This window comes from Synechococcus sp. A10-1-5-9, from assembly GCF_047716785.1.
In the GTDB taxonomy this organism is placed as follows: Bacteria; Cyanobacteriota; Cyanobacteriia; order PCC-6307; family Cyanobiaceae; genus Synechococcus_C.
This window is the reverse complement of the sequence record NZ_CP180406.1, coordinates 644,149-668,991: the sequence shown is the minus strand read 5'-3', so window position 1 is coordinate 668,991 and position 24,843 is coordinate 644,149. Positions and strand designations below refer to the sequence as shown.

Below are 24,843 nucleotides of genomic sequence, written 5' to 3'. Positions count from 1 at the left end.
CCCACGCAGCCCATTGGGTTTGCTCGCGCCTACAGCAGAGCGAGCTGATCAGTCGCTAACTTTGAGGGTCAGGTGAATCATTGACGATTATGAGCGAACTCCAGCGCCTGAAGGGGCTGCTGCCTCCCGAAATGCAGAGCTGGGTGTTCGTTGAGGCCGCAGCAGCAGTTGATCCTGCTCTGATCACCCTGGAGGAAATCGGTCGCGACGAAGTGGAGATCCAGGTTGATCTCGATGCCTGGGACAGCCTGGCTCTGGATTACCGCAACTTGCTCTTCTGGCATGAGGTGGGGCGGATTCAGAACGACACCATCCCCAGGGATGGTTGGGAGATGGCAGCGCTGGCCATCGGTCTTGGGGGTGCGATCGGCGAGCTCTGGGTCCAGGATGGACTCCTGCTGATCATGGCCTTGGGGTTATCGGGTTTCGCGGGTTACCGGCTCTACCTGAAAAACAACGCCGAGAAGCGCTTGCGAGATGCCATTGCGGCAGATGAGCGGGCGATCGATCTCGCCTGCCGCTTCGGTTACAGCGTTCCGAATGCATACAAGAGCCTCGGTGGCGCTCTCAAGGATCTGGTGGAGAAGACCAGAAAGAAGAAGAAGAGGGGGTTTTATGAGGACCGTCTCGAGGCTTTGCGCAAGAGTGCTGGAAAGGCGCGGGCCGAAATGGCCCAGCAACAGGGGTCCCGTCAATCCGTCACCAGTGAGAACGTTTATGGATAGTGAGCAGCTGGCTGAACTGGCAGCTGAGGCCTGTGATGACCGCAAGGCTGTGGACATCCAGCTGATTCGCGTGGATGAAGTCTCAAGCCTGGCGGACTGGATGGTGATTGCTGGTGGACAGAGCGACGTTCAGGTTCGCGCAATCGCCCGTTCCGTCGAAGATCGGCTGGAGGACGAAGCTCAGCGCCTGCCCCTCCGCAAGGAAGGCATCAATGAAGGGCGATGGGCCCTTTTGGATTACGGCGAACTGATCGTTCATGTTCTTCAGCCAGGAGAGCGCCGTTACTACGACTTGGAAGCGTTCTGGAGCCACGGCCATCGACGTCCCCATCTAACCTCCACATCCACCGAGGACTGAGATCCCTTCATGGTCTCCAGCGTGTCCTGTCCTGTTCCTCCTGAGCAGCGTCCCCAGGAGGAGTTCATTGAATTCACCCGTTCTTGGTTTTTTTCGTGGCCTTGTCAGTCGCAGAATGATCTCGACCGGGCTCTTCTGATCAATTGGCTTTTGATCTCACCGGTCAGTGTTCTTGTAGCCAGTGGAAGCTGGACCCTTCGTCATGACCCGGTACGACTGTGTCTGGCGGGGGGTGTCGCAGCCCTCGTGCTGCCGATGCTGCTTCTGGTGCGTCAATGGCTTGGATGGAGCTATGTGCATAAACGCTTGCTGTCAGAGAAAGTCGAATATGAAGAGTCAGGTTGGTACGACGGTCAGGTCTGGGAAAAGCCCCTGTCCTGGCGCGAGCGTGATCTCCTTCTTGCCCAACACGAAGTTCGTCCGATTCTCGGCCGCCTCGGCCGTGCAATGGCGCTTGTTACCGGTCTGATGCTTGGGGGCGCGAGCATCTGTCAAGCTCTCTGAATCCGAGGGACATCGTCACTTTCATGCCGCTTCCATCCGGATACAGAGGTTCTGCTCGATCGACCGCGACTCCCCCACTGGAAGTGCACCTGAAGCGAGGCGCGTCGATTGAATCCACCCATCGGGTTCATGTCGTGGTGTGTGACAGCCGCGGTCGTGTGTTGATGAGAGCCGGAGAGCCGGATCATGAGACGTTCGTTCGTTCTGCACTCAAACCCTTTCAGGCTTTGCCTTTATTGAGCAGCGGAGCATCGGAGTCTTACAGCTGTGGGGAACGTGGAATCGCAATCAGCTGTGCTTCTCATGCCGGCACTCCATCCCATGCCAGGGAGGCGTTTCGTCTGCTGTGGAATGCCGAGTTGGACAGTCACCATCTCCAATGCCCCATTCCTGATGGCGCTCGCAGTCCACTCGAACACAACTGTTCCGGAAAACATGCCGGATTCTTGATTACAGCCAAGAAGATGGGTTGGCCTCTCGACACGTATCTGCGTGGAGATCATCCCGTTCAGCAAGAGGTGAATCGTCGTGTCGCTGAACTGCTCGGTCTACCTGTGGAAGAGCTCGTGGCGGAACGGGACGATTGCGGAGCTCCCACTCTCAGATTGCAGTTAGCCCAGATCGGTCTCCTCTACGCCCATCTCGGTGCTTCTACTCATGCGGAGATGGAGCAGATCAGTCGGGCCATGCTGGCTCACCCCGAGATTGTGGCAGGGGAGGGACGGTTTGATACTGAGCTGATGCGCCGCTCACACAAGCAGGTGATTAGCAAAGGAGGTGCTGAGGGCATGCAATGCCTGAGTCGAACAGGCGACGGCCTCGGTGTTGCCATCAAGGTGGTCGATGGTGCTCGTCGCGCCAAGCAGGCTGTTGCTTTGCATGTGTTGCGCCAGTTGGATTGGCTCACGCCCAGCGGTCTTCAGGAGCTGGAGGAGCAACTCCTCCTTCTCAACGCTGGGGTTCAGCTCGTGGTGGAAGGAGAGCTGCGTTCTTAAACGAGATTCGTGGTGTCGTTCGACACCAAGTTGTATGATGATTGAGTCACCGCGGGGTAGAGCAGTCTGGTAGCTCGTCGGGCTCATAACCCGAAGGTCGGGAGTTCAAATCTCCCCCCCGCCACCAATTCCAAAATAGCCCCACAGTCGTGGGGTTTTTTTATTGCTTTTTGGCGATTGTTCGTTTTGGCAAGAAGATGTTTGCAGGGTTTCTTGGCCATCGCAACATCGCAACTCCTCTGGATTCTCTGACAATCGAGCGCCCTGAATTGGATCGACTCCAAACCAATGCCGCATCATCCATTTGAGGCCATCGTGATCGGATCCGGAGCCACCGGAGGTGTGGCTGCGATGACCCTTGCCGAAGCAGGCGTTCGCGTTCTTGTTGTAGAAGCAGGCCCTGATCTTTCCTCTGAACAAGCACTGGGATCAGAACCGATAAATAGCTGTCGGCGAGCCGAGGGGCTGTTGAGCGGCCGTCATCAACGGCAATCCCAGCATCCTGGTTACTGGAAGCAGAATCCAGCGCTCTATGCCGATGAATATCAGTACCCCTACAGCACTCCCGCGGATCAGCCTTTCCTTTGGACTCAAGGCCGTCAGGTGGGTGGTCGCAGCCTGACCTGGGGTGGAATCACTCTGCGTCTTTCTGACTATGACTTCAAGGCCGCTGATGCCGATGGCTACGGGGAAAGCTGGCCGATTGGTCACGAGGATCTTGACCCTCATTACGGCGCTCTAGAGCGGTTGTTTGAGGTGAGGGGGAACACCGATGGCCTCCAGCATCTTCCCGATGGCTTGCTGGCACCTCCTCTGCCCCTGCTCCCTGAGGAAGAGCGCTTCCGGACCGCCTTGCTCAGGCATCGGGATGTTCCATTCATTCACTCCCGCGGTTTTGAAGCACACGCGGCTGGTTCCCAGTCGTCCTGGCCCAAGTCCAGCAGTAACGGATCCACTTTGCGTCGTGCCATGGCCACGGGCCGAGTGGAGATGCTCAGTGGCTTCATGGCCGTGAATTTGGTGCTGCATCCCGGACAGGACAAAGCCCGAGCCGTCGTTGTGGTGAATCGTTCCAGCGGAGAGCAGCGTTTGCTCGAGGCCGATTTGATTGTGCTGTGCGCTTCCACCATCGCCAGCCTTCGGTTGCTTTTGCAATCGGAGCAAAAGCAGGATTCCCGCGGTTTCCACGATCCATCGTGCTTGCTGGGACAGGGCCTCATGGATCACGTGTCCTGTTGCCGATTCTTTTCGGTGCCATCGCTGACCGGCCGCAAGCCCATGCAGGTGCATGATCCTTCGAGCCTCCTTTCCGGTGCGGGAAGCTTTTTCCTGCCGTTCGGAAATGATCCTGCCCACTGCAAGGGGCGTTCGTTTCTGCGGGGATATGGACTCTGGGGGGCGATCAATCGCTTTGATCCCCCTTGGTGGCTGAAGCGTCACCAGGATCAACGCCTCGGCTTTCTGATTGGCCATGGAGAGGTCCTGGCCTCAGAGACCAATCGAGTCACGCTCTCCGATCGTTGTGATCAGTTTGGGGTGCCGATGCCCATGATCAGCTGTCGCTGGGGGGACAACGAAAAAGCAATGGTGACCCATATGCAAGGGACAATCGAAGACTGCATTGGCGTTGCCGGCGGTACGCCTGCATCACTTCCTGATTTGATTCATCTCCCTTTCGTGGAACCACTCATTCGTGGAGCCATCGCTGTTCAGGAGGATTCCCCTCCGCCGGGCTATTACATCCATGAAGTGGGTGGGGCGCCCATGGGCCACAGTGAACAAACGAGTGTGGTGGACGCTTACAACCGTCTGTGGCGGTGCCGGAATGTGCTGGTGGTGGATGGTGCCTGCTGGCCTTCATCCGGGTGGCAAAGCCCAACCCTCACAATGATGGCCATCACCCGTCGAGCCTGCCTGGAAGCTCTCAAGCCTGCTTGCGGCTGAACAGATCATCGAGATAGCGCTGCGTGACAGCCCTTTCGGAACAACCATTTTGAAACAAAAAATGGGCGAGTGCTGAGCTCATGACCTGGTATTGGTCCCAAGAAGGATTGGAGACGATGAACTCCTTCAGGCCCTTGTAGAGAACTTCAGGAATTTCCGCTTCAAGACTCACAAAAGGAGCCTCAGCTTCATTAAGGGGTACTTCCGTATCAATGCAGCGTTCCAGGTGGTTGCGGTCCATTAAGCCCTTCAGGCAGCGATCATTCACACGCAAGGAAGCCACAACAAACCCCTTCTCGTCAAAGCAGGCGTTTCTATGCGATCAAATCCTGATCTTGATTGAGACTCATTGCCATGAGAGTGTTCTTTGCGCAAGTTGCGGTGTTGATCGGCTCCCTCAGCGGAAATGTCTCAGTTGTCAAGTCGATTTGGTTGCAGTTTGAAATAACCACAGCCTCATCGCTGGAACAGTCGTTTCATGAGAAGAGCTGTGGAAAAGTTCGCCAATCAGTGGAAAAAGACCCGTCTTCTCCACAAATTCAATGACCGATTAGTTTCGCTGATGATCTTGTGTCTTCTTGGACTCGTCGCGACAGAGACGGGTGAGCATGGAGATATGACTGATTTGCTTCAGCTTTCAGCCTCAGGTGTGTCTTCTTTTGACGGGGCCCGCCGAAGTGTGCTCGGTCCGAGGGGGTGGTCGGCGTGGGGGTAAGGATGGTGATGTCCGTGATCATGGTTGTGATGATGGTGGTGGGCGCCTCCAAGCGGGATTGGGATTCCGTCAGGTTGGCAGGCGCCGGTGCACTCCTTTTCACATAGGTCGCAGGCTTCTGTCAGGCCCTCTACGTGATGGTGGTGACTGGCTTGGTCCAGACCCACCTCCTGCTCGAACCCCAGCACCTGTGCCCTGTATTTGCATAGCGAGCAGTTCATGGACGCTTCTCCCCCCAGCACTTCCTTCACCCTCTCCATGAAGGTGTCGAGCACAAAGCTGTGATCTCCGAGATAAGAGGCCTCAAGGAATTCGACGTTGGGGTGATCATCCGCAACGCCATGGGTGTGCTGTCGGATCCGGCTGACCAAGACCCCTGAAAACAGGAAATAAGGAAAGACGACGATTCGCTTGAACCCCAGCTTCACGACGTGCCGCAGACCTGGATCGACCAAGGGAAATGTCACGCCTGAATACACCGTTTCGCCCCAGCCGAAGCCAAAGCCTTCCACCAGCATGCGAGTCACTTTGGCCACATTCGAATTGGCATCGGGATCGGACGATCCACGTCCAACGACGACCAACAGGGTGTCCGCCGCTGGGCATGGACCCGCCGCCGAAAGGGCCTCGCGGATCCGTGCCCCCGCCGCCGCAATCATCAGTCGATCAACGCCCAGTTCCCGTCCGTAATCGATGTCCAGACCCGTTTCAGCGCTGTAGGTGTTAAGGACCGATGGAATGTCATTCTTTGCGTGGCCAGCGGCGAACAGCATCGCTGGGATGGCCAGAACCTTTTCAACTCCCTGGGCCCGGAGGCGATCGAGTCCTTCACGGAGAATGGGTTGTGCAAATTCAAGAAATCCGTACTCCACAGGAAGATCTGGAAGCCTGGCCTTCAGGCCGTGGGCGAGGCCTTCGAATTCCTCAACCGCCAGCCGGTTCCGGCTCCCATGGCCGCAGATCAGAACACCATGTTTCCGATCAGAAAGAGCATCGAGCGGCAGGGTCACACTGAGGGTGCATCTGCAACGAACCTATTCGTCTCCAGTGCGCGTGATCTCATGAATGCTTTGGCTAAGGATGCAAGGTCTGAAGGACGGCTGAGCCTTAACCCTGATCTACTTCCGGCCGTTCTGGCTCACCCTCTGCATCCAACCCCATTGTTGGTGAGCTCCGGTGCCACCAGCAGTCGTTGTGCTGGCAATGGACTCTGGACGCTTGATCTCAAAAGGCATTACCGGGAGCTCCGGTATCACGAGGCATCTTCTCTGGTCACAATCGGTACCGGCCTCACCATGGCTGAACTGCTGGAAGGCCTGCGCTCCCATCAACGCGCTCTGCCGATCGGGCTGTCGGGAGTGCCTGGATCTGGCTTCCTTCTCACCGGTGGCATGGGTCCGCTGAGTCGCTTACAAGGTTTAGCCATGGACCACATCCAGCGGATCGAGGGTGTCTGGGGCAATGGTGTTGCTTTCAATGTTCACCGTCATGACGTCATCGGTGATGAACGGGCTGCCAGGTACTGGCGTGCCCTTCTTGGAGCGGCACCTTTTCTTGCCGTCGTGACAGGACTGGACCTGAGGACTCGCCCGATCAAGCCCTTGGCCGTTCTGCAGGAGCGCATCACTGTTGATGCATTGCCGAATTGGATCCGTTCGGCAGAGCAGTGGCCCCCTTCAGCCAGTCTCCAATGGTCCTGGGGTGACCACGTCGAGGTCTACGCCGTGGAATGTGTTCCCGATGGGGGCACACCTGATCTGCTCCCGGCGTTGGCGGGGGAAGCCGCTGAGATCTGTGCTGATCAGCTGTCACTTCCGGTTTTCGGCCGGCTGACGAGTGATCAAAAACCCTCGCCTTTCCACTGTGAGGTGCTCGGCAGGCTCGGCAGCAGTTGGGGTGAGCAGGCCGAGTCAGTTGTTGATCGTCTTCGGGAGCAGATGATGAGGAGACCGCATCCTTCCTGCCGAATCAGCGCTCAGCAACTGGGTGGGGCAACCGGCACTGTTGCGGCAGCTTCGACATCCTTCATTTATCGCGATGCAGTGTGGAAACCCTGGATCACTGCGGCCTGGACACCTGGGGACCTTCCTGGACGGAAGCATGCCTTGGAATGGATGGATAGTGTGAGCCATGCCTTGATGGCGCTGAACCCAGGGGTTCATCTCGCTCAGCTCCATGATCATCTTCCCTGTCATGACCAGGAATTGAAGGATGCCTTTGGATCCTGGTTGCCATCACTCCAGCAATTGAAGGTCGAGCTCGATCCCGACCAACGTCTGTGCCGGCTTTGAGATACGGTCGCCTCACGCACAGATTGTTTTATGGCAACCGGACCCGCGGCGCTGCGGTTGGAGTCCCTCATCGGTAACCCCAGCAAGGAGCTTCTTTCCGGCTTGGTGGTGGCCTTCGCCATGATTCCCGAGGCCATTGCCTTCTCAGGAATTGCAGGCGTCGACCCCCAGGTTGGTTTGTTCGGAGCCTTCTGCCTGTCGATCACGATCGCCTTTGTCGGTGGGCGTTCCGCAATGATCACGTCGGCGACGGGATCCACCGCCCTGTTGATGACAGGCCTTGTGGCAACAGGTGAATCCCGGGGGCCCGGACTGGGGTTGACTTACCTGCTTGTGGCAGGGATCGTCACAGGCCTCTTGCAGCTGTTGTGGGGCTGGTTGCGCCTGGCCTATCAGATGCGTTTCGTGCCTCTGGGTGTTCTCAGCGGCTTCGTCAATGCTCTGGCACTGTTGATTTTCCAAGCTCAGTTCCCCCAACTCGGCATCAATCTCCATTTCGGTGAGGCGGAGGCTGCAGGCCATGCGCACGACCTTCTCCCTCAAGGTGCTCAGCTGCCTGTGGTTTGGGGGTTGGTGCTGTTGGGACTTCTGATCATCTATGGCCTCCCACGACTGACCCGTGCTTTGCCATCACAGTTGGTGGCCATTGTTGTGCTCACTGCGATTTCAATGAGCTTCAGCTTTGACATTCCTACCGTTCAGAGCCTTGGTGATTTGCCTTCAGGTCTGCCTGTGTTTCAGATCCCCTTTGGTGCATTGGCGGATGGGCGCGTGCCTTTCAGTTTGGAAACCCTTGGGATCGTTTTGCCAACGGCAATGGCTATCTCTCTGGTTGGACTGATGGAAACCTTCCTTACCCAGGACATTCTCGACGACCGCACTGACAGCACGTCCAATAAAAACCGGGAGGCACGCGGGCAGGGCATCGCCAATATTGTCTCGTCGTTCTTCGGGGGGATGGCGGGATGTGCTCTAGTGGGGCAATCCGTGATGAACATCGATAACGGGGGGCGTTCGCGGCTTTCCACGCTGTTCTCAGGCGTCAGCCTGCTAGCCATGATCCTTCTGGCCAGACCCTGGCTTCAGCAGATTCCCATGGCTGCACTGGTTGCCGTGATGATCAGCATCGCTGTCAGCACCGCGGATGTGGCTGGCCTGCGCAAGATCCGCTCCATTCCGAAAAGTGATACAGCGGTGATGTTGATGACCTTTGCTGTGACAATGCTGACCACCCCCCACAACCTTGCACTCGGTGTGTTGGCCGGTGTGGCGCTGGCCGGGATCCTGTTCAGCAGAAAAGTAGCGAAAGTGATTCGAGTGGAGCCTGTGGATGTTGCTCCAGATCTGCGTCGATATGTGGTGACAGGTCAACTATTTTTCGTGAGCAAGATCTATTTTCTTCAAGGTTTTGATGTGCATGACCATCCAGCGAAAATCATCATTGATATGACGTCAGCGCACATTTGGGACCAGAGTGGTGTTGGAGCGCTTAATCAGTTGATCAGAAAACTAAAACAAGGTGGATCTGAGGTGGAGGTTTTAGGGCTTAACACAGAAAGTCGTGACCTTTTTGAGCGCATCGGCTCTCAACCGGAGGGTGCACACGGCTGATTGATCAGCGGCGGTTGTAGAGCAATGCAAGACATGCGGTTAGATCGTTGCGCATTCCATTGAGACGTTGTTGAATCATTTCCTCACCGGTGCTAGCCCGCAGATAAGTTTCGGTAACATCGTTTCCAATACTCATGATGAGACACATTGTCTCAAGGTCGTCACTTTCAATTGCTCGCTCTCGAGCGCTTTCCAACATGACTTTAAGAATGGTCATTTTGTTGTTGTAAGCCTGGCGGTCACCCATCTCCCAGGCTCCAGCGGGTGAGAAGGCTAAAAGAGCACCGATTGCTCCTAGCACTACTGATCCCTGGAGGGATCGAAGCATTACGTTCAAAAAAACCTTAAATACACTAAGTTCAGTCCAGCAAAGCGCTGAATTCAATTCAGAGCTATGTGCAATCTCTGACACAATTGGGCTGGCTTTGATCATTCGCGCGGTGCAGTGTTGTCGTCTTGTCCCTTTTGGCGTCTTGCTGTTCGGTTTGTACGCCTGCGCCACCCTTGGAGAGGGTGGCGCGTCTCGTCTTGATCTCATCAGGCAGCGTGGTGAACTTCGCTGTGGCGTCAGCGGCAAGATCCCTGGATTCAGTTTTTTGGAGCGCGATGGCCGTTACGCAGGATTGGATGTGGACATGTGCCAAGCCTTTGCCGCGGCGTTTGTCGGGGATTCCAGCAAGGTTGAATACAGACCATTGACGGCACCTGAGCGTTTCACGGCTCTGAGAACAGGTGAAATCGACCTTCTGTCGAGAAATACAACGTTCAATCTCAGCCGCGATGCATCAGGTGGGAATGGCGTCACCTTTGCACCGGTTGTCTTTCATGATGGTCAAGGTCTTCTGGTTCGCAGAAATTCCGGTATCAATGGACTGGACGATCTCAGAGATAAGACCATCTGTGTGGGATCGGGAACCACGACGGAGCAAAACCTCAATGATGTCTTCCAAGCCAGGGGCATTGCCTACAAACCGGTCAAATATCAGGATCTGAATCAGTTGGTGGCTGGGTATTTGCAGGGTCGTTGCTCAGCCATGACATCGGATCGATCCCAATTGGCTTCAGCTCGCTCCGGATTTGCACAACCGAATAACCATCAGATTTTGCCTGAAGTGCTCAGTAAGGAACCTTTGGCACCCCTTTCCTCCGGAGGGGATCAACGGTTGGCTGATGCCATGCGCTGGGTGGTCTACGCCTTGATCACTGCTGAAGAGATGGGAATTACAAAGGCCAATGTGGACGTCAAGCTTCAGGAAGCGACGAGCGATCCAAGCAAAACTGCTTTGCGGCGTTTTTTGGGGGTTGATGGAGAGCTTGGATCCAAGCTGGGGCTGCGAAATGATTTCGTTGTCAGCGTGTTGAAGACCACCGGCAACTATGGCGAGATTTATGACCGCCATCTCGGCCCGCAGAGTGCCGTCCCCATCCCGCGAGGACTTAATCAGCTGCATCGGGATGGTGGTGTTCTGATTGCTCCACCGTTCCAATGACGCGTCGTCAACGCTGGTGGATCCAGGTTCTGCTGTTGGTGGCAGTGCTCACGCTGGCTGGAATTCTGATCAACAATCTCACCGTCAATCTGATCCGTACAGGGTTAGGACTGAGTTTTCGTTGGCTGAGTCGGCCAGCAGGATTTGCAATCAGCGAGCATCTACTGCCGTTTCAACCCGGCGACAGCATGGCTTGGGCTTTGCTGATGGGATGGTTGAACAGTCTTCGAGTGATCGCCTGCAGCATTGCCTTTGCCACGGTCTTGGGCGTGGTTGCAGGCGCGGCATCTCGCAGCAACAACCCACTGTTCAGCGCACTTGCAGGTCTTTATGTAGGGCTGATCCGTCAGATCCCTCTGCTTCTGCAACTGCTCTTTTGGTATTTCGTGGCCTTTCTCGGTCTGCCATCCGAACCGCTGGCTCCCCTCGGGGCACTGATCCGAGTCTCCAATCAGGCGATCACGGTAATGGGACTCAATCTCAGCGTTGAGTTCGCAGCTGTGCTGGTTGGTCTCAGTGTTTTCACAGGCGCTGCTATCGCCGAGGTGGTTCGTGGAGGACTGGATGCCGTTCCGCGGGGACAGTGGGAAGCCTTTCGCAGCCTAGGAATCGGTGAGGGTCTGGGCTTGCAACGCGTGGTTCTGCCTCAGGCTCTTCCTGCCATTCTCCCCGCTCTGAGCAGCCAATATCTCAATCTTGCCAAGAACAGCACCTTGTCGATCGCTGTTGGCTACGCAGATCTTTATGCCGTCAGTGATACGGCCATCACCCAGACGGGACGTGCAATTGAAGGGTTTCTGCTCTTATTGCTGAGCTTCTTTCTGCTCAACCTGCTGATCAACAGCAGCATGCAGATTCTCAATCACTCTGTGCTCAACAAGGGGAAGCGCACTTAGCGTTGATCATCCTTGGTTGGATTCATGAGCTCGCGCCGTATTGCCGCTGTTCTATTGGTTGTTGCGGCCATTGCAGCAATTCTTCTCCCATTCGTTTCAGCCACATTGCTGACCATCGGTATCGGTGGGATTGCTTTTTCCGCCGGAATCGGACAACTACTTCGCCTTGGTGCTGAGTCGACATCTCAGGGCAAGCTGTTTCGAGTGTTGTCTGCGCTTCTATACATCGGTGGCGCGGTCTTCATTTTGGTCGACCCGATCGACAGTGAAATCAGTCTCACGCTGTTCGCAGGCGTTCTTCTCCTTGTTGAAGGGGTGATGGAACTGGCTTCTGGCGCCACAACCCCTGGTGCTGCTGCTGGTTTGGCAGTTGTGGATGGTGTGGTTACGTCGATCTTGGGGTTGCTCCTCGTTCTTGAGTGGCCAACGGACAGTCTCTGGGCTTTGGGCACTCTCTTCGGTGTCGCTCTGTTTCTCTCAGCCCTGAATCTGTTTCAGACTGCCTCTGACCAGCCTGGCGTCTGAGCATTGACAAGGTCTTCGTCCCTTCGCGTTGGGTTGCGACATTTCCGCCGGCATCCTGTTCAAGCTTGTTTCAGTGTTGTTCTGCTGGGTTGCATTGCCTGGTCGATCTGGTCAACAGGCTTCTGGCTTGTCCAGCAAGCCGAATGGTCGGTGGTCTCAGGAAATCTGCCGCTCTTCGCAGTCGGTGGCTACCCGGAGGCCTCCCGATGGAGGCCAATCCTTTGGCTCGCGTTGCTGGTCCTGCTGACGGGATTCACATTGGCTCAGCCCTTTCTCCTGCAGCGGTTACGCCTCAACAGCACAATGCTGTCCTGGAGCTGGCTGTTGATGATGCCCCTCGGGCTGTGGCTGCTGGCCGGTGGTGGTGTGCTTGATCCCGTCCCGTCCCGTCTCTGGGGAGGTCTTGTTCTGACCCTCTTGCTGACATTGTTCAGTGGATTGATTGCTCTTCCATTCGGCATTCTTCTCGCTCTGGGGCGCTGCAGCGAGCTCACTACGGCACGCCTTCTCTCCAAGATCTACATCGATGGGATGCGAGCTGTTCCGCTGATTGCTGTTCTGTTCTTTGGCCAGCTACTGCTTCCGCTGTTCCTGCCTGTTCAGATCGAAATCAATCGTGTCTTTCGTGCGGTTGTGGCGTTTGCCTTGTTTGCAGCTGCCTATGTGGCTGAGGATTTAAGAGGTGGACTGCAGGCGGTGTCTCCGACGCAGATTGAAGCTGCTGCTGCACTTGGACTCGGACCATGGCAGATCCAGCGCCTGGTGATTCTTCCGCAGGCTCTGCGCATTGCCGTTCCTGCGCTCACGAACCAGGCTGTTGGTTTACTTCAGAACACAAGTCTGATGGCCATTCTTGGTTTGGTGGAATTGCTTGGGATCAGCCAAAGTTTGCTGGCCAATCCGGCCTATATCGGACGCCACCTGGAGGTCTATGTCTGGCTCGCGGCGTTGTACTGGTTGTTCTGCACTGCGATGGCACTGATGGCGCGGCAGTTTGAACGCCAAGACCCCTCCAATCTCCTTGCAGCCCGCCGTTCATGACCGTTGTTGTTCGTGCTGAGTCAGTCAACAAGAGCTTCAAAGCCGGGAATCGCGCGCTTGACGAAGTGAGCTTCACTGTTCGCCATGGTGAGGTCCTTGTGGTCATGGGACCTTCCGGTTCGGGGAAGAGCACGCTCATTCGCACCTTCAACGGCTTGGAGTCAATCGATTCCGGATCGCTGGAAGTGGTTGGCATTCCTTTGGATTCCGACCACGACGAACGTCAGATCCGCAGAATCCGTCGTCGTGTGGGGATGGTGTTTCAACAGTTCAACCTGTTTCCCCACCTCACGATTCTTCAGAACATCACCCTGGCGCCGATTCAGGTGAAGTCGATCCCAAAGCTCCAGGCTGAACGCCGGGCGCATGCTCTGCTCGATCAAATGGGAATTGCTGATCAGGCACTCAAGTACCCCGCTCAGCTGAGTGGTGGACAGCAGCAACGGGTCGCCATCGCCAGAGCGTTGGCCTTGGATCCAGAGTTGATGTTGTTCGATGAGCCCACCAGCGCCCTTGATCCTGAACGGGTGAAGGAGGTTCTCGATGCCATGCGGCAACTGGCTGCCGATGGAATGACGATGGTGGTGGTCACCCATGAACTTGGTTTCGCCCGTGAGGTGGCGGACAGGGTGTTGTTCATGGATGCGGGACGGATTGTTGAACTAACCGATGCTGAAGAGTTCTTCACCCATGCCAAGGAAGAACGTTCTCAACGTTTTCTCAATCAGATGGCCCATTGATACGCGTGATGAAGTCGATCCAGAGCTTGTTCAGCGGCAACCAGTTCCCGCTCCGTCTGAAGCCAGCTTTCATTGCCGAGCGGAAGTTGGTCGACCTGTTCGGCCAGATGAAGTTGCAGCTGTTCACAGCGTTCCATCAGCGCAGTGCTGAGTTGCAGAAGATGTTGCTGGATCAGGCAGGACGGTGCAGCGAAGGCCATGCTGCCGGTCAGAAGAGGACGGTGAGGATTTTGGCACAAGGCCTGGTGTCTTTGTTTGCCCCACCCGCAGCGCGATGCCCCTCCCATCAAGACCTCGCGCTGATGCGTCAGCAGCAGGATCAAGCCAAACGCAGCATTGATTTGCCTCTGTTTCTGTTCTCAGCCCAGGATTTGGCCGATGTGCTGGCGATCAGGCGTAAGCAGAGCGTGGAGATCAGGGTGCTGGTGGATCTTGTCTTTGCCCACAGGAGTTGTTTCGAATGAATTGATCTGCAGTGCCAGCCGGCAGCCGTCCACTGCTGTCGGCTGGAGGCTGGCAACAACCCTTGGACAAACCCCTTAAGGAACGTGGTCACCCCCGGCTGAGTCTTGGCGACAAGCTGCATCACAATTTCGCTGTGATCGATGGCTAACCGTGATCACCGGCAGTTTCAACTGAAGCCCAGCCGCTGCACACACCAAAGCTGAAACACTTCTGATCATCGAATCAACCCAACTTGCGACACACTTCATCCGCGACATGGATCCGATCTGGGGAGTCGGCTTGTGGAAGCTGATTTGGCTTGTGCTACGGCCTCAACTTAATCCACACGACTGCAGTCACAGCTATCAGCAAGCCCAAGGATGTCAATGGCACATGTCCAAGGCTTGGCTTAAATTAGTAACGACATCGCTACGCGAATCTTTTTGTAATTAGTGGCAATGCTGAGTCGTTTTAAGACATCATTATTGCTCTCAGCTGTAGGCCTGCTAACTGCCTGTGCAAGAGTCGACTCCGTGTATACCCCAACCTTTGGGCCGCTGACAGATGAAATTATTCCTAAGATAAAAACTTCAAATCCGATCATCGTTGTGCCAGGAATTGGCGGCACTCAACTTGTAGACGCAGAAAGCGGAAAAACGGCCTGGGGGTCCTATGGTTTTAACACTTATTGGCCATCAACAGAAAAAGACAATCAATTGTTGTCACTTCCTTTAGAGCCTGAAAATACATCTTCCGCTCAGGAATTCAACAAGGCCATACCCAAGTCAGTCCTGGAAACATGGCGACTCAGCTTTTTCCCTTTTTCGTCCATTGAGTTTGCCGTCTACGCGACAATAAAAAAATCCATGATCGCCGCGGGATACATTTCTGAAAAGGAGGTGTTGTCCAGGATTGGAAATACAAAGAATGAAGGAACTCCGTTGTTCGAGTTTGCATATGATTGGCGCAAGTCAAATGCGGAAAATGCCGTCATTTTAGACAAGTTTGTCAGGGAAAAGTCCGAAAATCCAATGATTAAAAAGCGTTTTGGCGACAACCAAAAATTTGATTTAATTTGCCATTCGATGGGATGTCTTGTCTCTAGATATTATCTTCGCTACGGTAATCAAGGCCTTGGCACGTCCGACAACCCTCCTGAACTTGATTGGCGCGGCAGTGATAAAATTGAAAATATTATTATGGTCGCACCGCCAAATAAAGGCTCGGTAGAGGCATTGAGCAATCTCACGAATGGCTTTTATTTGCATCAAATTAAACTTTTGAAATATCCCCCTGCAGTTCTGGGTACATGGCCTTCGATGTACGAGCTCTTGCCAAGACAAGATATTTCCCAGGCGACCAATCACGAGGGCAAAGAGGTTGATCTTCTTGATCCGCAATTATGGCAAGATATGAGCTGGGGGCTACTTGACCCAAATCAAGAAAAAGTTTTGACCCAAATCTCCACCAAAGGAGCAGAACGGCCATCGTCAAAATACCTCCAGGCAAAACGCCTTCAGGCAAAATTACTTGGCAATGCAAGGTTATTCCACTCACGCTTGGACAAAAAAGTTGAATCTCCCAATGGTCTCTACTTTTGGCTTTTTGCTGGTGTTGGCAAGCCCACGGAATCGAAAGTGACTGTCAATACTGAGAACAAAACATGGTCAGCGAAACGAGAAAAAGCTGGCGATGGAGCGGTCTTAAGGGCGAGCGCTTATACCTTGGAGAGCACGAAGAAAAGGGATATTGATTCTCCCTATAATAACTCAATTATCCCGTGGTACGATGCGATGTTTTTCTTTACAGATCATATGGGGCTAGTGCAAAATAACGACTTCTTCTTGAACCTGTACGACATAATTATATGGCGAAGCAACTTCTAGAAAAAGGTCAGGGATTTTTGCAAGGTCTGATGTCTTTGTTCGCCTTCTCTTTTGGTGAAATGTGCTGAGTTTGCTCTGGGAGATGGTTCCCAGTCTTTTGACAGGGGCACTGATCGGTCGTTGTCGTCCGCAATGGATCACTCCGCTGGCCACACCCTTGGTACGTTTTGGCGTTCCCCTGAGCTTGATGGGGTTGCTGCTTCACGGTGGGCTCAACCGCTCTCTTCTGTTGATGGCGTTGCTCTCCGTGACAGCGATCGGGCTCATGCTTGCTCTGTTGCGTGGGTCGGGGCTCATCACTGACGCTCTGGCCATGCCTGACCGACAGCTGGCCAGTTGTATCGGCAATACGGCCTACTTCGGCATTCCCGCTGCGTTGGCACTGCTTCCATCCGAGGCGCTTCCAGTGAGCATCGGCTACGACTTCGGGGCCACGCTTCTAGCTTGGGGACTGGGCCCTCTTTGGCTGCACCAGGCCAACCATCAAGGCCATGGTTACGACTGGGGCTCGTTGGCAAGCCATCTCATGGCCAGCCCTGCGACGCGCGGTCTGATCGGGGCCCTGATCGTTCTGGCCACCCCATGGCATGACGCCATCAGTGCGGGGTTGTGGTTGCCTTCTCGGGTGGTGATTGTTCTGGCACTTGCTGTGGTGGGGATGCGTTTGGGAACCATTTCCTCGCGCGCGCCTTCGGCTGTGCCCGAGCGTCTGCTGTCTCCCCTGGTCTGCAAGCTGCTGCTGTTTCCGATGCTGATGCTGCTGATCAGTCTTCCCCTGCCATTGCCTCTCCTCGCCAAGAAAGCTCTGGTGCTTCAGGCCGCTGCTCCGACAGCAATTTCGGTGTTGTTGATAGCGGAATCTGGGCAATGTGATGCATCGGCTTCCGCACAGTTGATTCTGCGAAGCACGCTCATCGCTTTAATTAGTGTGCCTCTGTGGAGCGTTGTACTGAATCGTCTGTTCTGAACACACGGAAGGTGAGATTCAGTCGCGGCGTTGTGATCCTGCGGCGGGTCGGAAGACCGTGCATCCACAGACTCTGGCACTCAGGATCCATCAGCAACAAGTCGCCATCTGAGAGCGTGAGATCAAGTCGCTGCCCAGTCTGTCGGTGACGAAACTGCAGGTCTCGCGTTGCTCCGAACGAGAGTGAGGCGATCGGGAATGAAGCGTCGATCTCTGGTTCGTCGTCGGCATGCCAACCCATCCGGTCTTCGCCGTTGCGATAGAGGTTGAACAGACACCCGTTGAAGGGTGCGTTGCCCTGTATCGATACTTTCTCGAGCAGCGGGAGGAACCACGGCGGCCAACCTGAGCCCCGGTGAAGAGCGCCGCTGTAGCGATAGGACACCGATCGTTCGGCAAGGAATGCTGTGAGCCTCGGCACCTTGTGCCACCGCCCATAGACCCTGACCTTGGTCTGCTCCCAGTTGATTTGCTCGTTGCACCGCTCCATCCACTGTCGACAGCAGTCCTGGGGAAGCCAGTGGGACTGAAGGGTCCAGTTCATCGTGTCGACGTGAAGACGGATAACAGCAGAGGAGTTCCGAATCCATTCGTCCATAGATTGCCCGAATGGCAGCACGAATTACCCTCGAGATCTTCCTGGAGCGGGCTAAGCAGCGCTTCGGTGACCTTTTTGATTACTCGGAGATCCAATGGAGAAGCTACAAGAGTCCGGTGAAAATCCGATGCCGTAAGCATCCGGTTCACCCCATCACCATCACTCCGGAAAAGCATCTGCAAACAACTGGAGGGTGCCGCCATTGCCTGCGCGAGAGGCGGGTTGAATCGCTGGAACGGGAGTTGAACCGTGCTGCAGCCAGCCCTGCAGAAGCTCAACTTCCTGTCAAGGTTTCTAAGTAGCTTGTCAGGTCTCGATTGAGTTCTGCCATTGAACGGTTCGCGTTTTAGAACCCTCGGCCGTCCTGCTCTCTGATTTGCAGACGCAATCTTTGGTACTGCAGAACCGCCCGGTCTTTTTCAAGGTGCGGGAACAGTCGACAGGCTTCATCGACATCGATGGGCTCCAACAACCAGTCCTCTGATCCGTGGGGCGCGACGTCATCGGGAGTCCGGTCAAACGCCTGTCGAATCGGCAGCCAGCGAAGGACACGTCGCCGCCATTGGTCGTACAGATCAAGTGGATGCATCGAGGTGGTTGGTCGGCGGTTATCCCAGTAATGAAACCCGCTGGTAACAGAACCAGAGCCATTGCTGGAACAGCAGATTCCGATGGGAACGCCAGAGGGTCCTGGGATGGTCTGCGTTGAAATTCTCCGGTGGTGGTACGTCACCTCGGGCTTTGTCTCGCTCCATCTCAGCGACGATGCGGCCAACGTTGTATTCAGGGTGCCCGAGATGCATCAGCTGCCTCTGATCGGGGGTCTCAAAAATGGTGTAGCCAACCGATTCACCATGGGCGAGCAGGCGCAGCCGTCCCTGCCGTTGCGCTGATTCCATGGCTGCGTCTGGCAAGCCGGCATGGCGGCTTTGGGGACAGAGAAATTGATCATCCTGGGTGCCCATCAACGAGTGGCCTGGAACCAGGCTGCGCATTGGATAAACCCCAAACAGTTTGCGGTTGAAGGTCTCCTTGTTTACGCCGGCCAGATAGGCCAAAGCAAATCCAGCCCAACAGAGTCCAAGCGTGCTGGCGCATGTGTAGCGAGCCTCCTCCACAAGAGCCACCAGCTCTCGCCAGTAGGTGACCTCTTCAAAGGGCAGATGTTCAACGGGGGCACCGGTGATGATCAGGCCATCGAGCGGGCCCTTGGCAAGGGCTTCATCCCAACTCACATACAGGTCCTTGAGATGGGATTGATCCCAGCTTTTGTAGGCATGGCTTTGCAGCCTTATCCAGATCGGCTCGATCTGGAGCACAGAGAGGCCGAGAGGGTGGAGGAGGTTGAACTCATACTGCTTTCCCAGCGGCATGATGTTCAGAATGCCGATTCGTAGAGGACGGATGTCCTGTCGTTCAGCCTCCTTCGGTTCGATCCAGGAGATGCGGTTGCGTTCAACCGCTGTGATCTTGTGATAGTTGGGCGGAAGGATCAGCGCCATTCAGCTACTCCTCCCCATCAACCACCTGATGCAAGGGCCTGATCGAAGTCAGCCTTGATGTCATCAATATGTTCCAGGCCCACGGAGACCCGCACCATGGTGGGGGTGACACCGGCTGAGGCTTGTTCACTTTCGCTCAGCTGCTGGTGGGTTGTTGAAGCTGGATGAATCACCAGCGTCTTGGCATCGCCAACGTTGGCCAGATGACTCGCCAACTTGAGGCTGTTGATGAAGCGAACAGCATCGTCATAGCCACCTTTGAGCGAGAACATGAGCATGCAGCCCATGCCGCGGCCGGTGAGGTATTTCTTTGCCGCTGGATGGTACGGGTCACCGGGTAAACCGGGATAGCTGACATCCGACACCTGGGGATGGGCTTGCAGCCAGGTGGCTAGCGCCATTGCATTCTGTGCATGGCGTTCTACTCGCAAGCTCAGCGTTTCGAGTCCCTGGAGAAGCAGGAAACTGTTGAAGGGGCTGACGGCTGGCCCCCAATCCCGAAGTCCTTCCACGCGTGCTCTGAGCGCAAAGGCGATATTGCGGTCATCAGGAAGACCCAGCATCTTGCAGATGTCACTGCCGAAACCAAAGGCATCCCAGTGAATGAGTCCGTGATATGCGGCACTCGGCTGGCTCATGAGAGGGAATTTGCCGTTGCCCCAGTTGAAGGTGCCGGCATCCACGATCACTCCACCAAGGCTGGTGCCATGGCCACCGATCCATTTGGTGGCGCTCTCCACCACGACATTCGCGCCATGTTCGATTGGCCGGAGCAAAGCACCGCAAGCTCCGAGGGTGTTGTCCACGATCAGTGGGATGTTGTTTCGCTGTGCAAGGGCAGAAAGACCTTCGAAATCGGGGATGTTGAATCGAGGATTGCCCATGGCCTCCACGTAGATCGCCTTCGTGCCCTCGTCGATCTGTGCCGCAAAGCTGTCAACGTCATCACCTTCGGCGAACTTCACATTGATTCCCAGCCGAGGAAACTGAACTTTGAACTGGTTGTAGGTGCCCCCGTAAAGGAATGATGTGGAGACGAAATTGTCACCAGCCTGCATGCAGTTTGTGATCGCCAGGAACTGTGCGGACTGGCCGGAGGCGGTGGCCAGAGCGGCTACACCTCCTTCAAGAGCCGCCACCCGCTTCTCGAACACGTCGGTGGTGGGGTTCATCAGACGGGTGTAGATGTTCCCGAATTCCTTCAGTCCGAACAGATTGGCGCCGTGCTCGGCGTCGTTGAACACGTAGGAACTGGTCTGATAAATCGGAACAGCCCTGGCGTTCGTGGTTGGATCAGGAACCTGGCCTGCGTGGAGCTGGAGGGTTTCGAAACGCTGATCCGTCACGGCGTCGTTGATGTCTATCCCCTTTTCTAGCCACTGGTCGTTCGGCCGCGACTCAACCGGCTGTTGGTTCTGTGGGTTCGGGCTTGTCGCTGTCCTTGAGCGATGGGAGGGTCTCACGGAGTAGGGGGGTGAACTGGCTGCGTACGTCGGTACGGAAGGTGTCAACAACTCCCGGCAAGAGGACTGGATAGGGCTGCTCGCCGCTCTGTTCGCGCAAATGGCGCCATTTGCTGTTTTCTTTCTCTTTGAGAACGAGTAACGCGTTCTGGAAGTCGTAACTGCCCATCTGCATGTTTCCTTCAGGCAGAGCCGCTGCCTGTTCGCCCATGAGCTCACGGAATGCATCGAACGCCTTGGCTTTCAGGGTGTCAGGCAATCCGAGAACGGGCTGGTAATGATCCAGAAGCCGAAGTTCCTCCTCGAGAAGGATCGGCCATGCCCCGCGGGCTCCATCGGGAATGGTCATCTGGGCTTCGAATGCCGTCATGGCATCCAGATGAAAGGTGAGCCAGCGGTAGTACGACTTGTCTTTGGTGTTTTTTTTCGCTGCAGACTTTCCTGTGATGAGTACAGGGAGTGCAGCCTCGGCTTTGCGCAGAAACAGGCGGTCTTCCCGCTCAAGGTTCATCGCACCCCAGCGTTGCCGGTAGTCCCACAGCTCGGCGTAGCGGTTCACGTCTTCCGCTGACCAGCCAAGAGAGGCCAGTTCATCGGCGCGATGGGTAAGTTCCTTGGACACGCAGCTTGTTCAGTCCTGTTCCTGGAAGCGTAAATGCCAGGGGCTGGAAGACCAGGCCCAGAACGCTGGGATCGGCCTGCATCAGCAGGTAGAGAATCAGCCCATTGGGCCAGCCCTTCAGATCCTTGAGCCAGGTAGACAGCAGTGAGGCGGTGCCTCCGACCACGGCCACCACGAGGCTGTTAGAGAAGGAGAAACTGGCGCATCGCGATCCCCCCAGGAAAAAGCGGGTGGAGCAGGGGGGTGATCCCTGAATAGAAAACGATTGGAAGCAGCACCATGGCTTGCCTGATTGCAAAGCAAACGCGTTTGCTGGGGGGATGTCTTCACACTTCAGGGGATCGAGCCGGAGTCTTCCGCCCCCAACTGAAAGACCCTGAATCATCCGCAGGAGCAGCAACAGATTCGTCGTCAGAACATGTCGTCAATGGGGCCGACACCAGTCCCCCGATTGGACGCATCAGGTATTCGGCGGCAAAGACCCCAAAGGCGCTCAGAAATTGCAGGGTTGGTGAATCCTCTGGGGAAAAGCTGCACCGATTGATTCAGCGAAGTCGCCATACACAGCGAAATCGAATCACTCCAACGTGTTGCCGATCGCGCCAGCGAGTTGACTCAGGGATGAGGTTTAAAGGTGAGGGGCTGACCATCTTCTGGTCGCCATCGTGCAGGGTTCAGTTGGGTTTTGCAGGTTGAGGAGGCGCACTGTGGGGATAGCGCTTCAGATGCTCGGCCACAGGGACAGGTGACGCTGCTGCATATCCCTCATGCAGCCAGAGATCACCCGCTGAGGCGGCGTAATGGATTTGCCAGTTGTAAAGGCCTCGATAGGTGAGTGGTTCCCGTTGGAGCAACGCGGCGTAATGCAAAACGGCCTTGCCGTAATGGTCACTGTTGTTGTACCCCCAGAGACCACGGCGGATGTCGTTGAGGCCGCCACGACGCACAAGGTATCGCGCGGCTGCGTGGATGGCATCCCATGGATCGCGAATGTCTCCATCTCTGCCGATTCCAGGCTCGGCCCAGGTGGTGGGCAGGAATTGCATGGGTCCCTGCGCATTGGCGACGGACACACCATCGATCCGGCCCATTCCGGTTTCCACAAGATTCACAGCGGCCAGGACTTCCCATGGAATTCCGGTGGCATCCGCTGCGCTGCGGTAGGCCTTGAGAAGATCCTCCTGTGGTGCAGGAGCCTGGATCCGCCACGCGGGCAGGGTTGTGGAGGCTGGTCCGCGGTGCATGGCCAGGAACGAGCGTCTTGCGGAGATGTGTTGATCGAACACCCAGTGCCACCGCGAGGGCAGACGATTCCGCACCGCTTCAGATAAGACCGGGTTATGGGACAACACCCGGTAGATGACCTGTTGTTGATGGGCCAGTTGAGGAATCTCCGCTGGATCGTGATCCGAGTCCACCAAAGCGGTTTCGATGCTGACCAGAAGAGAGGCTGTGTTATCTGCTTTGGCCGGGACCAGGGGGTAGTGGTTTCCGTTCGGGGCCACGGGAAGGTCTGATCGGGTTGGCAGTTCAATTCCAACGCCAGCCAGCGTTGGCTTGACGGCTTCAGGGGGCTCCGATGCCGGCGCGTTCAGCTGCCTGCAGGCAACGGTGAGAGGCGTGAACAGAAGCGGCAGACCCACTAGCAGAGTCGCCCAGTGGTGACGACGGATGAGGAACCGGGTCATGCGCTGAGAAAGGCTCGCCTGTCGTGAAAGTCTGGCTCGTTTCCGTGGTGAGACAAAGCCCAGTAGCTGAGGTCGTTGTGACTGTCTTTCAGGACCATGGAGATCGCTAACTCCGGCAGTTGCACCGGAGTCCACCAGGGATCAAGGCTCAACACGATGGTGCAGCGACAATCCCGCTTTGAGCTTTGCCAATGAATTATTGGCTTGTGAGTCTGTTCGCGCACTCGATCAGTCCGATAGCTCTCGAATCGGTAGAGATTCCAGTCGCCCGTTGGTGAAACATTCAGCTCCCAATAACGATCTTGGTTGGGTTGGGCAAAAAACGCTTCAAAACAGGTGTGTTCCCAGAGACCATCGAGGCGCTGCCCGCTGCGCAGGCTCGAGCCAGGTGCAGTGTCCATGAAATCCAGCATGGGAAGCTCCTGACCCAATCGCGTTGGCCTCAGGCTGAAACTCAATTCGAGGGTGTTGTGTTCTTCCCATACGAATTCGGCACTGGTCAGAAGGGTCGGGGATGCGTCTGGAGAGAAGGGGACCAGCGGGCAGACCTGACGCACCATCACAGGATGGCGTGCCATTTCAGTTCACTCCGTGAAGGCTCTCGATCAGGGAAACCAGCTCATCCCACTGCCGCTCGATCGAGCGGGTGAGAGCAAACTGCACCCAGGCCCGATCCAGATTGTGACCGGCTCGCTCGGTTTTGAAATAAGTGTCGCCTGAAAGGTGATCAGAGAGAAAACGCAAACCCAGTTCCAAGGGGATTAAGCGGATGCACGCAGGCAGGTGGCGCACATCGTCATCGCTGAGAAAGGATCGCCCCACCTTGAGGTAACCCTCCAGGATCGAGCGGCAGAGCCCAAGATCAAAAACCACTTGCTCCGGCGTTGCGGTTTCCTCGCCGAGGCGGTTGCAGCAGGAGCGGAGACAGTCGCCGATGTCGTAATGGAGCAATCCGGGCTTGACCGTATCGAGATCGATCAACCCCACCGCATGCCCGGTGCGGTCATCAATCATCACGTTGTTGATCTTCGGGTCTCCGTGAATGGGTCGGCGCTTCAGTTCACCCCTGGCGCACGCTTGCTCAAGCACATCTAGGCCTTCACGACGCGCATCCACGAAGGCAAGTGCTTCATTCACTCTGGCGTCTGTGATGGGAGCTGTTCTCCTGATAACGGCATCGAGCTCAGCCAGATACGCCGGTGCAATGTGGAAATTTTCAAGGGTGTCCGCCAGCTCTTCCGTGGGCAGATCACTGATCAGGTGGTGAAACATCCCAAGGCCGTAACCCAGCTCCCAGGCATGGGCTTCATCCTTGATGACATCAGTTGTTGTTGCTGCTCCGATGTAAGAGATCGATCGCCAGAATTCACCCTCGTGTTCAACCCAGTGCCCGTCGGCATCGAGGGTGGGAAGAACCTTTGGAATCTCCCAGCGTCGCCCCGAAAGCTCAGGTGGTTCCTCAGCTAATCGTCGCTCGACGTGATCACCAAGGCGCAGGAGATTGCGCATCACCAGCTCCGGGCTCTCGAACACGTCCGTGTTGAGACGCTGCATCACGAAGGCTTGCCTCGGTGCGGTGGCTTCCAGGGTGACCAAGAAAGTGTCATTCACGTTTCCAGCCCCCAGCTGATCGATGGCCTTGATCTGTTCTGGTGGATGGAACAGTCCGGCGATGGTCTCCAGGGATGTGCTGGAGCCAGAGGGAGCCTTGGTCACGGTGTATCGCCTGGGTCTCACAGCGAAACCATGCCGTCTTCCAACCGATTTGCCAGTAAGGAGTGTGCGGAAAAACAGCCGGGGAGGCGGCACCATGGGCTCCGACAGCATCAAGGGAGCGC

The 24,843-nt window shown here is 55.9% G+C and carries 31 protein-coding genes and 1 tRNA gene; 19 read left to right on the top strand and 13 right to left on the bottom strand.

The genetic code is table 11. The features are described 5' to 3' along the window. The first annotated feature begins 89 nt into the window (after positions 1 to 89). From ACLM45_RS03925 to ACLM45_RS03900, 6 genes are all read left to right on the top strand, one after another. The gene (locus ACLM45_RS03925) at positions 90 to 725 is read left to right on the top strand and encodes a DUF3318 domain-containing protein (protein WP_006041593.1); all 636 of its coding nucleotides are present in this window, start codon (positions 90 to 92) and stop codon (positions 723 to 725) included. Next, the gene (gene rsfS / locus ACLM45_RS03920; RefSeq protein ID WP_415410701.1) at positions 718 to 1,083 is read left to right on the top strand and encodes a ribosome silencing factor; all 366 of its coding nucleotides are present in this window, start codon (positions 718 to 720) and stop codon (positions 1,081 to 1,083) included. Before ACLM45_RS03925 ends, rsfS begins: the two co-directional genes overlap by 8 nt. A gap of 9 nt (positions 1,084 to 1,092) precedes the next feature. Further along, positions 1,093 to 1,587, top strand: a complete 495-nt coding sequence (locus ACLM45_RS03915) for a CGLD27 family protein (protein ID WP_006041591.1) — start codon at positions 1,093 to 1,095, stop codon at positions 1,585 to 1,587. A gap of 23 nt (positions 1,588 to 1,610) precedes the next feature. Next, positions 1,611 to 2,582, top strand: a complete 972-nt coding sequence (locus tag ACLM45_RS03910; RefSeq protein WP_038004358.1) for an asparaginase — start codon at positions 1,611 to 1,613, stop codon at positions 2,580 to 2,582. A 50-nt stretch (positions 2,583 to 2,632) separates the two neighbouring features. After that, a tRNA-Met gene (locus ACLM45_RS03905) sits at positions 2,633 to 2,709 on the top strand. Between the two features lie 161 nt (positions 2,710 to 2,870). Next, the gene (locus tag ACLM45_RS03900) at positions 2,871 to 4,526 is read left to right on the top strand and encodes a GMC oxidoreductase (RefSeq protein ID WP_415410699.1); all 1,656 of its coding nucleotides are present in this window, start codon (positions 2,871 to 2,873) and stop codon (positions 4,524 to 4,526) included. Here the strand turns inward: ACLM45_RS03900 and ACLM45_RS03895 are convergent. After that, positions 4,507 to 4,767, bottom strand: coding sequence for a DUF2811 domain-containing protein (locus tag ACLM45_RS03895; protein WP_038004355.1), 261 nt, complete (start codon positions 4,765 to 4,767; stop codon positions 4,507 to 4,509). The genes ACLM45_RS03900 and ACLM45_RS03895 overlap by 20 nt on opposite strands. 113 nt (positions 4,768 to 4,880) lie before the next feature. Between ACLM45_RS03895 and ACLM45_RS03890 the strand changes: the two genes are divergently transcribed. Then, positions 4,881 to 5,072 carry a hypothetical protein gene (locus ACLM45_RS03890; protein ID WP_415410698.1) on the top strand — a complete coding sequence of 64 codons (192 nt, stop codon included), beginning with the start codon at positions 4,881 to 4,883 and terminating at the stop codon, positions 5,070 to 5,072. Positions 5,073 to 5,156: 84 nt separating this feature from the next. Here the strand turns inward: ACLM45_RS03890 and ACLM45_RS03885 are convergent, their stop codons facing one another. Continuing rightward, positions 5,157 to 6,251, bottom strand: coding sequence for a sirohydrochlorin chelatase (locus ACLM45_RS03885; protein ID WP_415410697.1), 1,095 nt, complete (start codon positions 6,249 to 6,251; stop codon positions 5,157 to 5,159). Between the two features lie 51 nt (positions 6,252 to 6,302). On the opposite strand from ACLM45_RS03885, the gene ACLM45_RS03880 reads away from it, so the two are divergent. After that, positions 6,303 to 7,532 carry an FAD-binding protein gene (locus ACLM45_RS03880; protein WP_415410695.1) on the top strand — a complete coding sequence of 410 codons (1,230 nt, stop codon included), beginning with the start codon at positions 6,303 to 6,305 and terminating at the stop codon, positions 7,530 to 7,532. Between the two features lie 30 nt (positions 7,533 to 7,562). Beyond that, the gene (locus ACLM45_RS03875; RefSeq protein WP_006041584.1) at positions 7,563 to 9,143 is read left to right on the top strand and encodes a SulP family inorganic anion transporter; all 1,581 of its coding nucleotides are present in this window, start codon (positions 7,563 to 7,565) and stop codon (positions 9,141 to 9,143) included. 4 nt (positions 9,144 to 9,147) lie between these two features. Here ACLM45_RS03875 and ACLM45_RS03870 read toward each other — a convergent pair whose 3' ends face one another. Continuing rightward, complete coding sequence (locus tag ACLM45_RS03870) at positions 9,148 to 9,576, bottom strand: hypothetical protein (protein WP_415410693.1); 429 nt, start codon at positions 9,574 to 9,576, stop codon at positions 9,148 to 9,150. A gap of 40 nt (positions 9,577 to 9,616) precedes the next feature. Between ACLM45_RS03870 and ACLM45_RS03865 the strand changes: the two genes are divergently transcribed. Genes ACLM45_RS03865 through ACLM45_RS03845 form a run of 5 tightly spaced genes read left to right on the top strand, consistent with a single transcriptional unit; the run spans position 9,617 to position 13,835 of the window. After that, positions 9,617 to 10,633, top strand: a complete 1,017-nt coding sequence (locus ACLM45_RS03865) for an amino acid ABC transporter substrate-binding protein (RefSeq protein ID WP_415410691.1) — start codon at positions 9,617 to 9,619, stop codon at positions 10,631 to 10,633. Then, positions 10,630 to 11,529, top strand: a complete 900-nt coding sequence (locus ACLM45_RS03860; protein WP_006041581.1) for an ABC transporter permease subunit — start codon at positions 10,630 to 10,632, stop codon at positions 11,527 to 11,529. The genes ACLM45_RS03865 and ACLM45_RS03860 overlap by 4 nt, the downstream gene beginning before the upstream one ends. A gap of 24 nt (positions 11,530 to 11,553) precedes the next feature. Next, positions 11,554 to 12,054 carry an HdeD family acid-resistance protein gene (locus ACLM45_RS03855; RefSeq protein ID WP_415410689.1) on the top strand — a complete coding sequence of 167 codons (501 nt, stop codon included), beginning with the start codon at positions 11,554 to 11,556 and terminating at the stop codon, positions 12,052 to 12,054. A 33-nt stretch (positions 12,055 to 12,087) separates the two neighbouring features. Beyond that, on the top strand, positions 12,088 to 13,095 hold the full coding sequence (locus ACLM45_RS03850; RefSeq protein ID WP_415411340.1) for an amino acid ABC transporter permease: 1,008 nt from the start codon (positions 12,088 to 12,090) through the stop codon (positions 13,093 to 13,095). Continuing rightward, positions 13,092 to 13,835, top strand: coding sequence for an amino acid ABC transporter ATP-binding protein (locus ACLM45_RS03845; RefSeq protein WP_415410688.1), 744 nt, complete (start codon positions 13,092 to 13,094; stop codon positions 13,833 to 13,835). The genes ACLM45_RS03850 and ACLM45_RS03845 overlap by 4 nt, the downstream gene beginning before the upstream one ends. On the opposite strand, the gene ACLM45_RS03840 is transcribed toward ACLM45_RS03845, so the two are convergent. Next, the gene (locus ACLM45_RS03840; protein WP_415410687.1) at positions 13,820 to 14,035 is read right to left on the bottom strand and encodes a hypothetical protein; all 216 of its coding nucleotides are present in this window, start codon (positions 14,033 to 14,035) and stop codon (positions 13,820 to 13,822) included. The genes ACLM45_RS03845 and ACLM45_RS03840 overlap by 16 nt on opposite strands. A gap of 45 nt (positions 14,036 to 14,080) precedes the next feature. On the opposite strand from ACLM45_RS03840, the gene ACLM45_RS03835 reads away from it, so the two are divergent. The 4 genes from ACLM45_RS03835 to ACLM45_RS03820 all read left to right on the top strand — a co-directional run bounded on the left by ACLM45_RS03835 (position 14,081) and on the right by ACLM45_RS03820 (position 17,132). Then, a complete protein-coding gene (locus ACLM45_RS03835) occupies positions 14,081 to 14,299 on the top strand; it encodes a hypothetical protein (RefSeq protein WP_415410686.1) in 219 nt (72 codons plus the stop codon). 11 nt (positions 14,300 to 14,310) lie between these two features. Beyond that, complete coding sequence (locus ACLM45_RS03830; protein WP_415410685.1) at positions 14,311 to 14,448, top strand: hypothetical protein; 138 nt, start codon at positions 14,311 to 14,313, stop codon at positions 14,446 to 14,448. 364 nt (positions 14,449 to 14,812) lie between these two features. Further along, a complete protein-coding gene (locus ACLM45_RS03825; RefSeq protein ID WP_415410684.1) occupies positions 14,813 to 16,165 on the top strand; it encodes a lipase/acyltransferase domain-containing protein in 1,353 nt (450 codons plus the stop codon). 82 nt (positions 16,166 to 16,247) lie between these two features. Then, positions 16,248 to 17,132: an AEC family transporter gene (locus tag ACLM45_RS03820; RefSeq protein ID WP_415410683.1), complete on the top strand. Its 885-nt coding sequence runs from the start codon at positions 16,248 to 16,250 to the stop codon at positions 17,130 to 17,132. Here ACLM45_RS03820 and ACLM45_RS03815 read toward each other — a convergent pair. Beyond that, positions 17,089 to 17,676: an alpha-ketoglutarate-dependent dioxygenase AlkB family protein gene (locus ACLM45_RS03815; RefSeq protein WP_415410682.1), complete on the bottom strand. Its 588-nt coding sequence runs from the start codon at positions 17,674 to 17,676 to the stop codon at positions 17,089 to 17,091. The two genes, ACLM45_RS03820 and ACLM45_RS03815, sit on opposite strands and share 44 nt — an antisense overlap. A 65-nt stretch (positions 17,677 to 17,741) precedes the next feature. Between ACLM45_RS03815 and ACLM45_RS03810 the strand changes: the two genes are divergently transcribed. Beyond that, on the top strand, positions 17,742 to 18,032 hold the full coding sequence (locus tag ACLM45_RS03810; RefSeq protein WP_415410681.1) for a hypothetical protein: 291 nt from the start codon (positions 17,742 to 17,744) through the stop codon (positions 18,030 to 18,032). 44 nt (positions 18,033 to 18,076) lie between these two features. On the opposite strand, the gene ACLM45_RS03805 is transcribed toward ACLM45_RS03810, so the two are convergent. From ACLM45_RS03805 to ACLM45_RS03770, 8 genes are all read right to left on the bottom strand, one after another. Continuing rightward, a complete protein-coding gene (locus tag ACLM45_RS03805; protein ID WP_006041572.1) occupies positions 18,077 to 18,319 on the bottom strand; it encodes a hypothetical protein in 243 nt (80 codons plus the stop codon). Between the two features lie 19 nt (positions 18,320 to 18,338). Beyond that, positions 18,339 to 19,232: a homoserine O-succinyltransferase gene (locus ACLM45_RS03800; RefSeq protein ID WP_006041571.1), complete on the bottom strand. Its 894-nt coding sequence runs from the start codon at positions 19,230 to 19,232 to the stop codon at positions 18,339 to 18,341. A gap of 17 nt (positions 19,233 to 19,249) precedes the next feature. Further along, positions 19,250 to 20,578, bottom strand: a complete 1,329-nt coding sequence (locus tag ACLM45_RS03795) for an O-acetylhomoserine aminocarboxypropyltransferase/cysteine synthase family protein (RefSeq protein WP_006041570.1) — start codon at positions 20,576 to 20,578, stop codon at positions 19,250 to 19,252. 52 nt (positions 20,579 to 20,630) lie between these two features. Then, the gene (locus ACLM45_RS03790; protein WP_415410680.1) at positions 20,631 to 21,317 is read right to left on the bottom strand and encodes a hypothetical protein; all 687 of its coding nucleotides are present in this window, start codon (positions 21,315 to 21,317) and stop codon (positions 20,631 to 20,633) included. After that, positions 21,286 to 21,489 carry a hypothetical protein gene (locus ACLM45_RS03785; RefSeq protein ID WP_415410679.1) on the bottom strand — a complete coding sequence of 68 codons (204 nt, stop codon included), beginning with the start codon at positions 21,487 to 21,489 and terminating at the stop codon, positions 21,286 to 21,288. Before ACLM45_RS03785 ends, ACLM45_RS03790 begins: the two co-directional genes overlap by 32 nt. A 502-nt stretch (positions 21,490 to 21,991) precedes the next feature. After that, positions 21,992 to 23,005 carry a transglycosylase SLT domain-containing protein gene (locus ACLM45_RS03780; RefSeq protein WP_415410677.1) on the bottom strand — a complete coding sequence of 338 codons (1,014 nt, stop codon included), beginning with the start codon at positions 23,003 to 23,005 and terminating at the stop codon, positions 21,992 to 21,994. Next, complete coding sequence (locus ACLM45_RS03775; RefSeq protein ID WP_415410675.1) at positions 23,002 to 23,583, bottom strand: DOMON-like domain-containing protein; 582 nt, start codon at positions 23,581 to 23,583, stop codon at positions 23,002 to 23,004. Before ACLM45_RS03775 ends, ACLM45_RS03780 begins: the two co-directional genes overlap by 4 nt. Position 23,584: 1 nt before the next feature. Further along, entirely contained in the window at positions 23,585 to 24,832 is a 1,248-nt protein-coding gene (locus ACLM45_RS03770; protein ID WP_415410674.1) for a phosphotransferase enzyme family protein, read from the bottom strand. Positions 24,833 to 24,843 lie beyond the last annotated feature (11 nt).

Bases quoted from the DNA above. Each gene is read 5' to 3' on its own strand.
- ACLM45_RS03925 (WP_006041593.1), top strand. From the start codon at position 90: ATGAGCGAACTCCAGCGCCTGAAGGGGCTGCTGCCTCCCGAAATGCAG.
- rsfS (WP_415410701.1), top strand. From the start codon at position 718: ATGGATAGTGAGCAGCTGGCTGAACTGGCAGCTGAGGCCTGTGATGAC.
- ACLM45_RS03915 (WP_006041591.1), top strand. From the start codon at position 1,093: ATGGTCTCCAGCGTGTCCTGTCCTGTTCCTCCTGAGCAGCGTCCCCAG.
- ACLM45_RS03910 (WP_038004358.1), top strand. From the start codon at position 1,611: ATGCCGCTTCCATCCGGATACAGAGGTTCTGCTCGATCGACCGCGACT.
- ACLM45_RS03900 (WP_415410699.1), top strand. From the start codon at position 2,871: ATGCCGCATCATCCATTTGAGGCCATCGTGATCGGATCCGGAGCCACC.
- ACLM45_RS03895 (WP_038004355.1), bottom strand. From the start codon at position 4,767: ATGGACCGCAACCACCTGGAACGCTGCATTGATACGGAAGTACCCCTT.
- ACLM45_RS03890 (WP_415410698.1), top strand. From the start codon at position 4,881: ATGAGAGTGTTCTTTGCGCAAGTTGCGGTGTTGATCGGCTCCCTCAGC.
- ACLM45_RS03880 (WP_415410695.1), top strand. From the start codon at position 6,303: ATGAATGCTTTGGCTAAGGATGCAAGGTCTGAAGGACGGCTGAGCCTT.
- ACLM45_RS03875 (WP_006041584.1), top strand. From the start codon at position 7,563: ATGGCAACCGGACCCGCGGCGCTGCGGTTGGAGTCCCTCATCGGTAAC.
- ACLM45_RS03870 (WP_415410693.1), bottom strand. From the start codon at position 9,576: ATGATCAAAGCCAGCCCAATTGTGTCAGAGATTGCACATAGCTCTGAA.
- ACLM45_RS03860 (WP_006041581.1), top strand. From the start codon at position 10,630: ATGACGCGTCGTCAACGCTGGTGGATCCAGGTTCTGCTGTTGGTGGCA.
- ACLM45_RS03855 (WP_415410689.1), top strand. From the start codon at position 11,554: ATGAGCTCGCGCCGTATTGCCGCTGTTCTATTGGTTGTTGCGGCCATT.
- ACLM45_RS03845 (WP_415410688.1), top strand. From the start codon at position 13,092: ATGACCGTTGTTGTTCGTGCTGAGTCAGTCAACAAGAGCTTCAAAGCC.
- ACLM45_RS03840 (WP_415410687.1), bottom strand. From the start codon at position 14,035: ATGGCCTTCGCTGCACCGTCCTGCCTGATCCAGCAACATCTTCTGCAA.
- ACLM45_RS03820 (WP_415410683.1), top strand. From the start codon at position 16,248: ATGGTTCCCAGTCTTTTGACAGGGGCACTGATCGGTCGTTGTCGTCCG.
- ACLM45_RS03815 (WP_415410682.1), bottom strand. From the start codon at position 17,676: ATGAACTGGACCCTTCAGTCCCACTGGCTTCCCCAGGACTGCTGTCGA.
- ACLM45_RS03810 (WP_415410681.1), top strand. From the start codon at position 17,742: ATGGCAGCACGAATTACCCTCGAGATCTTCCTGGAGCGGGCTAAGCAG.
- ACLM45_RS03805 (WP_006041572.1), bottom strand. From the start codon at position 18,319: ATGCATCCACTTGATCTGTACGACCAATGGCGGCGACGTGTCCTTCGC.
- ACLM45_RS03800 (WP_006041571.1), bottom strand. From the start codon at position 19,232: ATGGCGCTGATCCTTCCGCCCAACTATCACAAGATCACAGCGGTTGAA.
- ACLM45_RS03780 (WP_415410677.1), bottom strand. From the start codon at position 23,005: ATGACCCGGTTCCTCATCCGTCGTCACCACTGGGCGACTCTGCTAGTG.
- ACLM45_RS03775 (WP_415410675.1), bottom strand. From the start codon at position 23,583: ATGGCACGCCATCCTGTGATGGTGCGTCAGGTCTGCCCGCTGGTCCCC.
- ACLM45_RS03770 (WP_415410674.1), bottom strand. From the start codon at position 24,832: ATGCTGTCGGAGCCCATGGTGCCGCCTCCCCGGCTGTTTTTCCGCACA.